The organism is Nitrobacter sp. TKz-YC01 (assembly GCF_047824785.1).
Taxonomy (GTDB): Bacteria; Pseudomonadota; Alphaproteobacteria; order Rhizobiales; family Xanthobacteraceae; genus Nitrobacter.
In genome coordinates, this window is record NZ_CP181167.1 from 3200710 (window position 1) to 3214295 (window position 13586).

The following is a 13586-nucleotide window of genomic DNA, read 5'->3' on the forward strand; positions in this document are numbered from 1 at the left end:
CAACCCCTCCCCGCAAGGGGGGAGGGGAGCAGGTGCGCAAGTGCTCACCCCGCCCCACCCGCGTCAGTATGCAGCCACGCCTCGCCGCAGGCTTTCGCCAGCTCGCGCACGCGCAGGATGTAGCTTTGCCGCTCGGTTACGGAGATCACGCCGCGCGCGTCGAGCAGGTTGAAGACGTGACTCGCCTTGATGCACTGGTCATAGGCCGGCAGCGCCATCAGATGCGCCTCACGCTGGCCGGGCTGTTGCGGATCGTCCCGCCAGCCGGCGTCGAGATATGTCTTGCAGGCATTCTCGGCCATCCTGAACTGTTCGAACAGCATCGCGGTGTCGGAGTGCTCGAAGTTATGCCGCGAATATTCCTGCTCGGCCTGAAGGAATACATCGCCGTAAGTGACTTTCTCCGCGCCCTCGCGGCCGTTGAAATTGAGATCGTAGACGCGGTCGACGCCCTGCACGAACATCGCCAGACGCTCAAGCCCGTAAGTGAGTTCGCCCGCCACCGGCGCGCATTCGACGCCCGCCACCTGCTGGAAATAGGTGAACTGGCTCACTTCCATGCCGTCGCACCAGCACTCCCATCCCAAACCCCACGCTCCCAGCGTCGGGCTTTCCCAGTCGTCCTCGACGAAGCGGATGTCGTGCAGCGCGCTGTCGACGCCGATCGCGGCCAGCGATTTCAGATAGAGATCCTGGATATCCGGCGGCGACGGCTTGAGGATGACCTGAAACTGGTAATAGTGCTGCAGGCGGTTGGGGTTCTCGCCGTAGCGGCCGTCCTTGGGCCGGCGCGAGGGCTGCACATAGGCGGCGTTCCAATGTTTCGGACCCAGCGCGCGAAGCGTGGTCGCGGGATGAAAGGTGCCCGCCCCGACTTCCATGTCGTAGGGCTGCAGGATGACGCAGCCGTAATCCGCCCAGTAGCGTTGCAGGGTCAGGATCAAACCCTGGAACGAGCGTTCCGGGCGCATATGCGGGGGCAAGGGGTCCATTCGTCTTTTTGGGGATTCGCGGAATTAGAGCATTTTCCGGCGAAGTGGATACCGGTTCGCCGCAAGAAAATGCGACCAGACAATAACTTTCAGAGCATGAACTTTCAGAGCATGGTCCGATTCAACTTGATCGGATCATGCTCTAGTCGGCGCAAGGCGACCGTATCGGCGTGCGTGCCTCAAATCAAGACGACGACCAAGCCTTGGCTTACCGGAAACGCTGCCACCCGGCGAAGCGGGGCGAAGTCGCGCGAATCATCCTGCGAGCATTGTCGCAGTAGCGGCGACCTCAAAACCCCGCCAGCCTGGTCAGTCAGGCCGGTAGGCGCCGGTGCGGGTATCCCGCCGCAGGGTCGGAATATCGCGGCGCGCCGGCTCGGCAACGCGGGCCATCCGCGCTTCCTCGAGTTCCTGATTGATCCGCCTGGCGGTCTGGTAGAGCCAGCGGACCGCGACCAGTCCACCCAGGGTAGCTGCAAGTGCAATCAGCGGCGGCATCGGTCGATCCCCTTCTTTACGTTACGGACCCGTACAAACAGTATTCTTGCTCAATCCGATCGTTCCCGCAATCGTCGTTTCGCGGCCGGATAGCTTGGAAATGTCGCGGAGGGCCGGCTCAGAATCCGAATCTTGCCCAGATGGCCCGGGTTTCGAACGCGGAAATCAGTTCATCCGGCATCCCCGCCATGCCGCTCTGCGAGATCAGGGTGCCGGCGCCCGCTTTGCGGCCCAGCAACCCCGACAACAAACCGGTCGAGGGCGCGATCAGCGGCGTGCTCACCTTATCTCCGAACCGGGCCCGCAAGGTCGATCGGAGATCGCCGATCGCATCCGCAAGACCGAGCGCGACCGACCGCTCACCGGCCCAGTATTCGCCGGTGAACAAAAGCTCGTCGGCTGCTTTCAGCCGTCCCCCGCGGCTCGCCTTGACCAGTTCGATGAAGGTGGCGTGGATCTCGCGCTGGATCGCTTTCAGCCGCGCCACATCGTCGGGATTCTCGGGAAGAAAGGGATCGAGCGTCGCCTTGTGTTCGCCCGCCGTGTACAGCCTGCGCTCGACGCCGATCTTCCTGATCAGCTCGGTGAAGCCGAAACCGCCGCCGACCACGCCGATCGAACCCAGGATCGACGAGGGATCGCAGAAAATCTCATCGCCCGCGCAGGCGATCATGTAACCGCCCGAAGCGGCGACGTCCTCGACGAACACCAGAACCGGAATCTTTTTCTCTCGCGACAGTTGCCGGATGCGCAGATAGATCTGGCGGGACTGCACCGGCGATCCGCCCGGCGAATTGACCACCAGCGCCACCGCCTTGGCGCCCGCCACCGCGAATGCCCGCTCCAGCGTTCGGGCGACGCCCGCCAGCGTCATGCCCGGCCTGAGCGGCGTGACCGCGCCGATCACCCCGGACAATCGCACCACCGGCACCACGCCGGTCCCGCGCCGCCATCGCCTGGGAATGAGCTTCGTCAGCGCTGTTTTCACCCGGCTCATGGCGTTTTCCTGGGTTTCGGCCATTTCATCCACTACTCAATCGTCCGATTAACATGCACATCGTATCTATCTACGAGGGACAACCATCGGTAGCCTTCATGCGACAATTCGTCAGAACCGCGCCGGACGAGCGAGTGTGGCTTGCAAGGGACGTGACGGATTGCCGGGCTCAGTCACGTGTCACTGGAACCCGCTTTTGCCGGCAGGAGTGAAGGCAAGCGCCTCGCCGCCCGCGAGAACTCCCTGAGCCTCCCTGGCCGGCTCGCCCCTCTCGTCGCTAAGCATCAAACCCGGACAAAGCCGCAGCGGCGCGCGGCTTCCCTTGATCGCGCGAACCAGGATGCGGATCGCCGGCCGGTGCGGGTCCGGATGCACGGGCCGGACCGCGATGTCCCCGAAGCCGCGACCGAGCGCGCCGAGCACCTCCGCCAGTCCGTCGCTGCGCCAGATCAGGCTAAGCGTACCGCCGGGTTTCAGCATACGCCGCGCCGCGTGAATCCAGATGGCCAGGCTCGATGGCTCCGCGACATGCGCCGTGCGACGGCCCTGGTCCGGAGATGGCCGGTGCCGGACCGCATCGTTGAAGGGAGGGTTCATCAGCACTCCGTCGGCGCTGTCGGAGCCAAGACCGGCGCATGCGAAAGCATCAGCTTCCGCCGTGATATCGAGGACGCAGACCCGCGCCGCGCGGCGGTTGAGAAGCGCATTGCGGCGCGCCAGATCGGCAAGGGCTTCGTCACGCTCGATCAGCACCAGATCGATGTCATCGATCCGCGTCGCCACCGCGAGCCCGGCGGCGCCGACGCCCGCGCCGAAATCAACGATGCGATCGCCGGGTCTGCCCGGCGTCGCGGCGGCGAGCAGCATGGCGTCGTGGCCGGCGCGATGACCCGACAACGGCTGATAGAGCCGCAGCCGCCCGCCGAGAAACGCATCCTCGCCAATGTCAGATCGCGCGCCGGTCATCGGCGTCATCGGGGCGCAATTCATGAGCCAGCCCGGCTTCGGCGAGAAGCCGCCGCGCCGCGCGATTTTCGCCGTCATTCACCAGGATGCGGCGAGGCAGTACCCCGAGCGAGCCCTCGACCACGCTCATGTTCTGGTCCAGCACCAGATGAAAAATCCCCGCGCCGTCCAGCAGCGCGCCGACCGCCGACACCAGCACAAGGTCGTTGGTCCGGATCAGTTCGCGCAACCTCGCATTCTCCCGCGCCTTCAGGGCATCTTCCGGCAAAGCAAGGCGGACGACCTGTCCGCCGCAAGAAAATGAGACCGGACAATAACTTCCGCAAACATGGTCCGATTCAACTCGATCGGTTCATGCTCAATGAGCCCCGCATCCCCGTGGTCCATGTCCACGACTCCATGTCAACGACTCCCTGTCAACAATTACCTGCGCTTGCCGGGCCAACCAGCACTTTCTATGGTGCAACGGTTAGAATGAGACGAAATTCGTAAACCGGAGATCCTCAGCTTGGCGGTCATCGTCCCCTTCGAAAGCCAGCCGACAGGCTCCATCGACCAGCTCGTCGAACTCGTCGCCGCCGACATGGAGCGCGTCAACGCCACCATCCTGTCGCGGACCGGGTCGGACGTCACGATGATCCCGGAAGTCGCCAACCACCTGATCTCGTCCGGCGGCAAGCGGCTGCGCCCGATGCTGACGCTGGCGATGGCCCGTCTCGCCGGCTATGCCGGCGAAGGCCATGTGAAACTCGCGGCCTCGGTGGAATTCATGCACACCGCGACGCTGCTGCACGACGACGTGGTCGACGAAAGCGAACTGCGCCGCGGCAGGCTGTCGGCCCGCATGGTGTGGGGCAACGAGGCCAGCGTTCTCGTCGGCGACTTCCTGCTCGGACAGGCATTCCGCATGATGGTCGAGGTCGGCTCGCTGCGCGCGCTCGACATCCTGTCTTCGGCGGCGGCCACCATCGCCGAGGGTGAGGTCATGCAGCTCGCGGCGGCGAAGAACACGGCCACGACGGAGGACGAATACCTCGCGGTCATCCGCGGCAAGACGGCCGAACTGTTCGCCGCGGCCTGCGAGGTCGGCCCGGTGCTCGGCGGCCGTCCGAAGGCCGAGGAAACGGCGGCCGCGAGCTTCGGCATGAATCTCGGCATCGCCTTCCAGCTTGTCGATGACGTGCTCGATTACGGGGGCAAGTCGGCGAAGCTCGGCAAGAACGTCGGCGACGATTTCCGCGAAGGCAAGATCACCCTGCCGGTGGTGCTGGCGTTCCGGCGCGGCAACGATGTCGAGCGCGAATTCTGGGTACGGGCGCTTGAGCAAGGCAAGATCGGCGACAACGACCTCAATCACGCCATCGGGCTGATGACCAAGCATCGCGCGCTGGAGGATACCCTCAACCGCGCCCATCACTACGGCGCGATGGCGGTCGATGCGCTGGCGCTGTTTCCGCCGTCCCCGATGAAGGGCGCGCTGGAGCAGGTCGTGGCGTTCTGCCTGGCGCGCTCGCACTGACGAACCACAGCAATGCGTGCCCGCCGGCGTCGGGGAATGACAACCTTAAACGCCGTCACGAGCCTTATAGCGTTTTCGAGCGAAGTGGATACCGGTTCGCGTGAAGAAAACGCGTCAGATCAATATCTGAGAGCCCCGCTTCTGACTTCATCAGAAGCGGGGTTCTAACCCAGCGTTCCCATATGAACCCACCATTGCGGGCGATCGAGCCGGATCGTCTGCGCGGCATGATGCGCGGCCGCCGCGTCGTCGAAGATCGCAAAGCAGGTCGCGCCCGAGCCCGACATCCGTGACAGCCGCGCGCCGGTCGCCCGCAACCTCGCGAGCACCTCGCCGATGACAGGCTGAACGCGGATCGCCGGTGCTTCGAGGTCATTGGTGCCGTCGGACAGCATGGCGAGCCAATCGTCCGCCGGCGCACCGGCCTTCGGCCACACGATCGCCTCGATCAGGTCATTGATCCCGACATTCAGTTCGCCTTTGCGAAGGCCGAGCGCGGCGAAGACATCCTTTGTGGCGACGGGAACGCGCGGGTTGGCCAGCACAGCGGGCATTGCAGGCAGATCGAGCGGCAGCAGCGATTCGCCGACGCCGGTCATGACGCAGCTTTCCGAGCGGACACAGACCGGCACGTCGGCGCCGGTCAGTCGCGCGGTCTCGATCAATCGCGGATCATCGATCGCAAGGCCGTTGACCCCTGCCAGAAGCCGCAACGCCGCGGCCGCGTCCGCCGATCCGCCCCCGATGCCGGCAGCGACCGGCAAATGCTTGTCCAGCGCGAAGGCTCCTGCTTTCAGATTCGGGATCCGCTCGCCAAGCAGCCTTGCCGCCTTCAGAACAAGGTTATCGGCGGTCTGACCGCACTCCTGCGCCCGCGGGCCGGCGGCGACAAGCGACAGCTCCGCGCCCTCAGTCAGAACAAGCCGATCGACGCAGTCGGCAAATGCCACCACGCTTTCGAGATCGTGAAAGCCGTCGGCGCGCCGGCCCACGACCCGCAGGGTCAGATTGACCTTGGCGCGCGCCGTCTCGCTCAGCGCCGGTGCGGCCGTTTCCAGATCCGTGGCGCCGGTGACGATCATGACGGATGACAAATCCAAAAACGTGCGCGAAATCAAATGATTTCTGCGATCATGTTCGGCGCGCGGCCCATAAAAATTTTGGCGGGAACGTCGTGACCCTATTCTCGACCACGCGCCTCAGCCGCCCTTGCCGCCTTCCTTTTTCTTGTCCGCCGAGGCGGCGGAGGGCGTATCGTCCGCAGGCAGGCCGTTCTCGATCTTGGCCTCGATTTTCGGCACCTCATCCGGCTCCGGCTTCAGATCGCGCGCATGCGCCCACTGAAATTTCGCCTCCAGCGTCCGGCCGACGCGCCAGTAAGCGTCGCCGAGGTGATCGTTCACCGTCGGATCCTCGGGCTTGAGGTTGATGGCTCGCTCCAGCGTCTTGACCGCCTCCTCATAATTGCCGATGCGGTAATAGGCCCAGCCGAGGCTGTCGACGATATAGCCGTCGTCCGGCCGCTGATCGACGGCGCGCTTGATCATCTTCATGGCTTCATCGAGATTGAGGCCACGGTCGATCCAGGAGTAGCCGAGGTAGTTCAGCACATGCGGCTGCTCGGGTTGAATTTCGAGCGCCTTTTTCATGTCGACTTCCGCCTTGTCCCAGTTCTTTGACCGTTCCAGGCAGATTCCACGGAAATAATAGTAGACCCAGTTCGGCTTGTCCTTGGTCTCGGCGATGACGTCGATGCCTTTACCGTAGGTCTTTGCGCAATCGGCGAACTTCTTGCGGCCGCGCTCGACGTTGCCGAGCGCCATGACGGCCTCCAGGTCGCTCGGGTCCTGTTCCGTCACACCCTTGAGAATCTTGATCGCTTCGTCGCTGCGATCGACGGCGTCGAGATTGGTGGCGAGTTGAATCTGGGCATTGCGCCGCAGAGGCGAGCCGGCTGGCACGCGCTCATAGACCCCGATCGCCATCTCCGGCTTCTTCACCGATTCATAGAGATCGGCGAGCGACAACAGCGCCATCGGATGATCAGGCGAGAGATAAAGCGCGAGTTGCAGATAGACCAGCGCCAGATCCTCACCGCCGCGCCGGGTCAGGGACGCGCCGATGCCGTAAAGGGCTTCGGCGGCGCCGGTCTGCGGCGAGTTGACGAGTTGCGGCAGCTTCTTGCCGGCCTTGAGCTCCTTGATTCCTTCCTGAATCAGCGGATGCCGCGCCAGCTTCTTGTCGAATGACCCATAGACGGCCAGCGCCGCCGCGGTGCCCTTGTTGCGCGACAGCCACCGCGCATAAGCGTCCGCCACGCGGAGCGCCGAATCGTCGAGCTTGTAAGCGCGTTCGAGACGGGTTCCGGCCTCTTCCTTCCGGCCCGCAAGATCGAGCAGCATCCCCGAATGCAGATCCTTGAAGATCGGGTACCATTCCGGGCCGGTCAGCGCATCGATAAGGGCGACGGCCTGCCTGGTGTCGCCGGCGCCATAGTCGGCCCAGCCCGACAGCAACGTCGCCACCAGGTCGGTGATCGGTCCGCGAATCGACTGTTTGATGTTCTTTCGGGCGGCCGTGTATTTTTTCTGCTTGAGATTATCAACGCCGACGACCAGCCGCGCGACACGATTGGTTTTGTCGATGGCGAGAATGCGATCGGCCAGCTTCACGGCGATGGCGATATTGCCTTCAGCCAGCGACGAGATGAACGCGCGATCCAGAAGCTCGTTGTTTTTCGGATCGGTGCGCAAGGCCGAACGATAGAACGTCGCCGCGGACCTGGCGTCGCGCTCGACGCTGGCATGACGCGCGGCGAGATAGCTGCCCGACGTCGTCATGGTGCGCAGATCCTTGGCGCTAGGAAATTGCGAGGTCTCGGTCGGATGGCCCGGCGTCTGAGCCGCCAGCGGACCAGACGGGGCCAGCAACGCCGCGGCGGCGACAGCCATCGCCAGGCGATTGAAACGAGTGGACAACATCGGGATGCGAAGCTCCAGATTTCTTGGCACGAACATCAGGTCTCTCGGTACGCAACCCGGGCCGGCGCCATTGCATGATCCGCTTCTAACATTCGCGCCGCGTTTCAGCCAGCCGCTTGCATCCTGGAGTATGGCGTCATCGTGGCCGCGCGCATGGCCCGCGGACGCCCGCGGATTCACATCGCCTCGTAGTTGGGTCCGCCGCCGCCCTCCGGCGGCACCCAGGTGATGTTGCCGTTCGGGTCTTTCACATCGCAGGTCTTGCAGTGAACGCAGTTCTGCGCGTTGATCTGATAACGCACGCTCGCGCCATCCTCGACCCATTCATAGACCCCCGCGGGACAATAACGGCTCGACGGACCGGCATAGACGCCATGTTCCGAGGTTTTGTGCAGGGCCGTGTCTGCGACCTTCAGATGAACCGGCTGATTCTCCTCATGATTGGTGTTTGAGATAAACACCGATGAAAGCTTGTCGAAGGTCAGCTTGCCGTCCGGCTTCGGATAGGCCATCCGCACATGGGCTCTGGCCGGATCGAGCGTCTGACGATCGGGTTTGGTGTGCGGCCAGGTTCCCAGCAGCGAGAAACCGAACAGGGTGTTGGTCCACATGTCGAGGCCGCCCAGCGCGACGCCGACGACGGTGCCGAACTTCGACCACAGTGGCTTGACGTTGCGGACCTTGAACAGGTCCTTGCCGATCGCGGAACCGCGCCAGGCATTCTCGTATTCGGTGATCTCGTCATTGGCGCGCCCGGCAGCGAGCGCCGCGGCGACGTGCTCCGCGGCCAGCATTCCGCTGCCCATGGCGTTGTGAACGCCCTTGATGCGCGGAACGTTGACGAAACCCGCCGCGCAGCCGATCAGCGCGCCGCCCGGAAAGCTCAGGCGCGGCACCGACTGGTAGCCGCCCTCGGTGATGGCGCGCGCGCCATAGGCCAGCCGCTTGCCGCCCTCGAACACGCCCCGGATCGCGGGATGGGTCTTGAACCGCTGGAACTCCTCGAAAGGCGACAGGTACGGATCGTCATAGTTCAGGTGAACGACAAAGCCGACCGCGACGCGATCGTCGTCATAATGATAGAGAAACGAGCCGCCTCCGGTGGAATTGTTCAGCGGCCAGCCAAAGGAGTGCTGAATCAGCCCGTTGCGATGCCGGGCGGGGTCGATCTGCCAGACCTCCTTGAGGCCGATGCCGAATTTCGGCGGATCGCTGGCCTTGTCGAGTTCGAATCTCGCGATCAACTGCTTCGACAGGCTGCCTCGGGCGCCTTCCGCGAACAGGGTATATTTGCCGCGCAGTTCCATGCCGCGCGTGAAAGAACTTTTGAGCGAGCCGTCCCGCGCGATGCCCATGTCCCCGGTCGCGATGCCGCGCACCACGCCGTCGTCGTCATAAAGCACTTCCGTCGCCGCGAAGCCGGGATAGATATCGACGCCGAGCGCTTCCGCCTTTCGCGCGAGCCAGCGGCAGACGTTGCCGAGCGAGCCGATGTAGCAGTGATGATTGTTCATCAGCGGCGGCATCAGGAAGCCCGGCAGCCGGATCGCGCCGCCCCGCGTCATCCAGTAGAACCGGTCGTCCTTGACCCGCGTCTTGAGAGGGCAATCGGCATCGTCGCGCCAGTCCGGCGCCAGTCCGTCGAGTCCTGCGGGATCGATCACCGCGCCGGACAGGATATGGGCGCCGACTTCCGACCCTTTTTCAACGACGACGATGCTGAGACTGGAATCGAGCTGCTTGAGCCGGATCGCCGCCGACAGGCCGGATGGGCCAGCGCCGATGATAACGACATCGAAATCCATGGATTCGCGCGGCGGCAATTCGTCGCTGCTCATGATCTGCTTCCGCAACCGGCGACCTTCGTGCTTGTAATACCCCTGCGGCTTGTTGTTTCCGATTTTTTGCTCGAGAACAACCGGGGCAGGCAGCCCTCCGGGGTTCCACGCAAACCTCTTCGCAGCTTACCCTTCGCAGGTTAGAGCATCGGACCCGAAAGTGGGAACCGGTTTCGGGATAAATCCGATGCTCAATTAACTGGAGCGGCGGCGCTGATTCCATTTGATCGGCCGCCGCCCTAGAGCATGATCCCGACCCGAAGGGCCGCGCCAGTGCAAAGTGGGAACCGGTTTTCGCCAACATGACGTCAGATCACGCGACCACTATTCGAGAACTGCTAGCCTTCTATCTCGAAGCGGGAATCGACTGTGCGCTGGGGGATGAACCGGTCGACCGACTCTGCGCGCCGGATCTTGCCACGCCGAATATCGCCACGCCCGCCCCGGCCTCCGACGGTCCGATCACCGCGAAAACCGGAACCGCTCCCGTTGCGGCGACACGACAGCCGCCTCCCAGGACCACCACGGCGGCGGCGCGCGCCGGAATAGCGCCGCCGCCGGACATCGCGATCGAATCCGCGCGCGAGGCGGCCCGCACCGCGCCCTCGCTCGAGGCGCTCCGCACCCTGCTCGAGAGTTTCGACGGCTGCGCGTTGAAATTCACCGCGTCGCGGCTGGTGTTCGCCGACGGCAATCCGCGGGCACGGCTGATGTTCGTCGGAGAGGCGCCGGGACGCGACGAGGACATCGAAGGCCTGCCGTTCGTCGGCCGCTCAGGCCAGCTTCTCAACCGGATGATCGCCGCGATCGGCCTCAAGCGCGGCGACGTCTACATCGCCAACGTCATTCCATGGCGGCCGCCCGGCAACCGGACGCCGACGCCGCAGGAAACCCAGATCTGCCTACCGTTCATCCGCCGCCAGATCGAACTGGTGAACCCCGACGTCCTGGTCACGCTCGGCAATCCCTCGACGCAGACGCTGCTGGAAACCCGCGAGGGTATCATGAAGACCCGAGGCAGATGGTTCGATTACGACACCGGCACGCGAGCGATCCGTGCGATGGCGACGTTCCATCCGGCCTACCTCCTGCGCTCGCCGTCCTACAAGCGGATGGCGTGGCTCGACCTGCGCGCGATCGCCAAGGTGCTTGAAGATAAGGCGCTGGAGCAGCCGGCCTCCAAATAGAGTGTTTTCAAGCACTCTGGAGCATTATCGCTTCTGATTGAACCAGAAGCGAGGCTCCATGATATTGATTTGATGCGTTTTCTTCATGCGAACCGGTACCCACTTCGCTCGAAAACGCTATAGGCGCAGGCGTCACGGCGCTTTCGGACGGACGATGGCCCAACCGATCCGCAACAACGGCAGCCGGCCGTTGACGAGACGATCAAACGTGCGCGGAATCTCCGGAACGATGCCCGGAAACCGCCTGGCGATGGCTTCGGGCGGCGTGCCCGCGGTGTCGGACGCCCGCCAGACCACGACCCCGCCGAGTTCGGCGAACTTCGCCGGCGTTATCCACGGGGTGCGCTCAGGCGTATCGTCGAGCAGCAGATGGGGCCGCGACGCGCCGAGCGCGAGGAGGGCCGCCAATTGCGGATCACCCGCGACCGCCCGCAGCGGGCGGTTGGTGCGACGCTCGAAACTCTCGCCGAAATAAGCGCTGATGGCCGATGCCGGGAGGGATGTCGCAACCTCGGTGTTTGCGAACCACGGCTGACCCGCGACCATCGCAATCACGGCCAGCGCCGGCGTCACGACGGCGGCGAGCCACGCCGCGCGAAGCAGGCGCAGGCGGCGCAGATGGATGAGTTCGCCGGTGAGCAGGACGATCGCCAGACCCGACATCGACAGCGCGATCGGCGCGCCGCCGATGACGTGATCGACGCCGAACAGCGCCGCAACCAGAGTTCCACCGAGCGCCGGCGCGAGCGCGAAGACATAGACGAATGTCTGCGCCAGCGGATCCGCCGGCGGCCGCACGATCACCGGCGCATCCTCTGACGTCCGGTTGACGAGGCTGGAATTCAGAACGACCAGCAGCACCAACCCGGCGGTTGCGAGCAGGAGCGAAACAATCAGTTCACCCCAGCGCAACAGCCGCAGATGCAATTCGAAAATATCAGGCCATGGCGGCGCGCCGAGTGCGTCCGCGCGCACCAGCCAGATCAGGTAGGGCAGCGCGAGCACCGCGATCACCAGCAGCGCGAACAGCGGATCGACCGAATCCAGAGCCTTTCGGCCCCGCTCCGTGGCCAGGGCAAACACGGCCAGCGCCAACAACAAACCGGCCGCGTCCGGCGTGGTCAGCAACAGCAGGCCGGCTTCGATCGACAGCGCGAACCAGGCGTTGCGGCCCTGCCCGACGATCCGCCAGGCATGCAGCAGCAGCAAGGACCATAGAGGGAGGGCGAGCACCTGCGGGCCGAATGTCAGGCTGGGGGCACCGAACGCGGTCGCCGTCATGGTCAGCAGCAGGGCAAGGACCGCCTGCTGGCTGCCGACCATGGTCCGGGCCAGTTCAAACAGAACCCGGAAGGCGACAATGATGCAGAGTTGCGACAGCAGGTAGACGCCGATCATGTGGCTGCCGGCCGCGCGATAGGCGATGTCGGCGAGCCAGAACGCGAGCGGCGGCCCGAGATCGGTTCCGACCTGATATTCCCGGCCGAACGCCAGCGCGGTCGCAAGACCATCCGGCGGTCCCCGGTACAGCAGCAGCGGCACCGTGAGCCACATCACCGCCTGAAACAGCGCCACGATCCAGAATACCAAAAGCGGCCTGGCGCGGATCAGTTCGACAACCAGCGATGTGAAACGCATGAAGGACCTGATGGCGGCGGGTCTTGCGGAATTCCGGGTTACGCGAAGCGGGGTGGCCGCGAGTGATAAGGCGCGCGAACCTTTGAGGCAACCGGCCTGCCCGGAGCATTTTCGCGTCTGATCGAATCAGAAACGAAGCTCCAGATTATTGTTTTGACGCGTTTTCTTCACGCGAACAGGTCATCCGCTTCGGTCAAAAACGCTATGGTCAGATGACGGCCTCGACCGCTACCGTGGCCGCCTTTTCACCGGTCGAGGCGCTTTCTCCGGCGAGCAGCGCGCGGTGACGTTCGCGCGCGGCGACAACCGGCGCGAAGAAGCTGCGATGATGAGGGCTAGGCCCCAGACGGCCGAGCGCTTCGAGATGTCCGGGGACCGCGTAGCCCTTGTGTGTCTCGAAGCCGTAGCCGGGACAATCCCGCGCCAGCTTGCACATCAGCCGGTCGCGCGTGACCTTGGCGACGATCGAGGCGGCGGCGATCGACAGCACGAGACCGTCGCCGCCGATCACCGGCTCGCACCCGCAGGCGATCTCGATTCTGTCGCGCCCGTCGACGAAAACGTGCTTCGGAGCATCCGGCAGCGCATGGACCGCGCGCGCGAGCGCCCACAGCGATGCGCGCAGGATATTGTCGCGGTCGATCCGCTCGATCGACGCGCAGGCCACCGCGAAAGACGCGGTCGCCACGATTTCCTCGAACAGTTCCTCGCGGCGCGCGGCGGTCAGGCGCTTGGAATCGTCGATGCCTTGGGGAATATGGTTCGGATCCAGCACGACCGCGGCGGCGACCACCGGTCCCGCCAATGGCCCGCGTCCGACCTCGTCGCAGCCCGCGACCGGCCAGACGCCGCGCTCCATCAGGCCACGCTCGCGCCGGAAGCTCGGCGCGGCGTCGATCGTCCCTGCCTTCAGACGACGCCTCGGGACCGTTGCACGAATCATGGCGTGATGGTGCGGTGGACCGCCTGA

The 13586-nt window shown here is 64.4% G+C and carries 12 protein-coding genes; 2 read left to right on the forward strand and 10 right to left on the reverse strand.

The window, feature by feature from the left end:
• Positions 1-44 precede the first annotated feature (44 nt).
• The 5 genes from ACMYR2_RS15285 to ACMYR2_RS15305 form a co-directional block, all read right to left on the reverse strand.
• Positions 45-992, reverse strand: coding sequence for a glycine--tRNA ligase subunit alpha (locus tag ACMYR2_RS15285; RefSeq protein ID WP_416193249.1), 948 nt, complete (start codon positions 990-992; stop codon positions 45-47).
• Positions 993-1301: 309 nt separating this feature from the next.
• The gene (locus ACMYR2_RS15290) at positions 1302-1490 is read right to left on the reverse strand and encodes a hypothetical protein (protein ID WP_347262760.1); all 189 of its coding nucleotides are present in this window, start codon (positions 1488-1490) and stop codon (positions 1302-1304) included.
• 118 nt (positions 1491-1608) lie between these two features.
• On the reverse strand, positions 1609-2487 hold the full coding sequence (locus ACMYR2_RS15295) for a S49 family peptidase (RefSeq protein ID WP_416193250.1): 879 nt from the start codon (positions 2485-2487) through the stop codon (positions 1609-1611).
• A gap of 180 nt (positions 2488-2667) precedes the next feature.
• Positions 2668-3453, reverse strand: coding sequence for a tRNA1(Val) (adenine(37)-N6)-methyltransferase (locus ACMYR2_RS15300; protein WP_347262777.1), 786 nt, complete (start codon positions 3451-3453; stop codon positions 2668-2670).
• On the reverse strand, positions 3434-3682 hold the full coding sequence (locus tag ACMYR2_RS15305) for a DUF2007 domain-containing protein (protein WP_347262776.1): 249 nt from the start codon (positions 3680-3682) through the stop codon (positions 3434-3436). Before ACMYR2_RS15305 ends, ACMYR2_RS15300 begins: the two co-directional genes overlap by 20 nt.
• A gap of 279 nt (positions 3683-3961) precedes the next feature.
• Here ACMYR2_RS15305 and ACMYR2_RS15310 point away from each other — a divergent pair, with 279 nt between their 5' ends.
• Positions 3962-4972, forward strand: coding sequence for a polyprenyl synthetase family protein (locus tag ACMYR2_RS15310; RefSeq protein ID WP_416193251.1), 1011 nt, complete (start codon positions 3962-3964; stop codon positions 4970-4972).
• Positions 4973-5136: 164 nt separating this feature from the next.
• Here the strand turns inward: ACMYR2_RS15310 and ACMYR2_RS15315 are convergent, their stop codons facing one another.
• The 3 genes from ACMYR2_RS15315 to ACMYR2_RS15325 form a co-directional block, all read right to left on the reverse strand.
• Positions 5137-6054: a 4-(cytidine 5'-diphospho)-2-C-methyl-D-erythritol kinase gene (locus ACMYR2_RS15315; protein ID WP_347262775.1), complete on the reverse strand. Its 918-nt coding sequence runs from the start codon at positions 6052-6054 to the stop codon at positions 5137-5139.
• Positions 6055-6171: 117 nt separating this feature from the next.
• A complete protein-coding gene (locus tag ACMYR2_RS15320; protein WP_347262774.1) occupies positions 6172-7953 on the reverse strand; it encodes a tetratricopeptide repeat protein in 1782 nt (593 codons plus the stop codon).
• A 176-nt stretch (positions 7954-8129) separates the two neighbouring features.
• Complete coding sequence (locus ACMYR2_RS15325; protein WP_347262757.1) at positions 8130-9791, reverse strand: electron transfer flavoprotein-ubiquinone oxidoreductase; 1662 nt, start codon at positions 9789-9791, stop codon at positions 8130-8132.
• A gap of 302 nt (positions 9792-10093) precedes the next feature.
• Between ACMYR2_RS15325 and ACMYR2_RS15330 the strand changes: the two genes are divergently transcribed.
• On the forward strand, positions 10094-10978 hold the full coding sequence (locus tag ACMYR2_RS15330; protein WP_416193252.1) for a uracil-DNA glycosylase: 885 nt from the start codon (positions 10094-10096) through the stop codon (positions 10976-10978).
• Between the two features lie 132 nt (positions 10979-11110).
• Here ACMYR2_RS15330 and ACMYR2_RS15335 read toward each other — a convergent pair whose 3' ends face one another.
• Together ACMYR2_RS15335 and ACMYR2_RS15340 are read right to left on the reverse strand one after the other, a co-directional pair.
• The gene (locus tag ACMYR2_RS15335) at positions 11111-12616 is read right to left on the reverse strand and encodes a glycosyltransferase family 39 protein (RefSeq protein WP_347262755.1); all 1506 of its coding nucleotides are present in this window, start codon (positions 12614-12616) and stop codon (positions 11111-11113) included.
• A 208-nt stretch (positions 12617-12824) separates the two neighbouring features.
• Positions 12825-13559: a ribonuclease HII gene (locus tag ACMYR2_RS15340; RefSeq protein WP_347262754.1), complete on the reverse strand. Its 735-nt coding sequence runs from the start codon at positions 13557-13559 to the stop codon at positions 12825-12827.
• Positions 13560-13586: the final 27 nt, after the last annotated feature.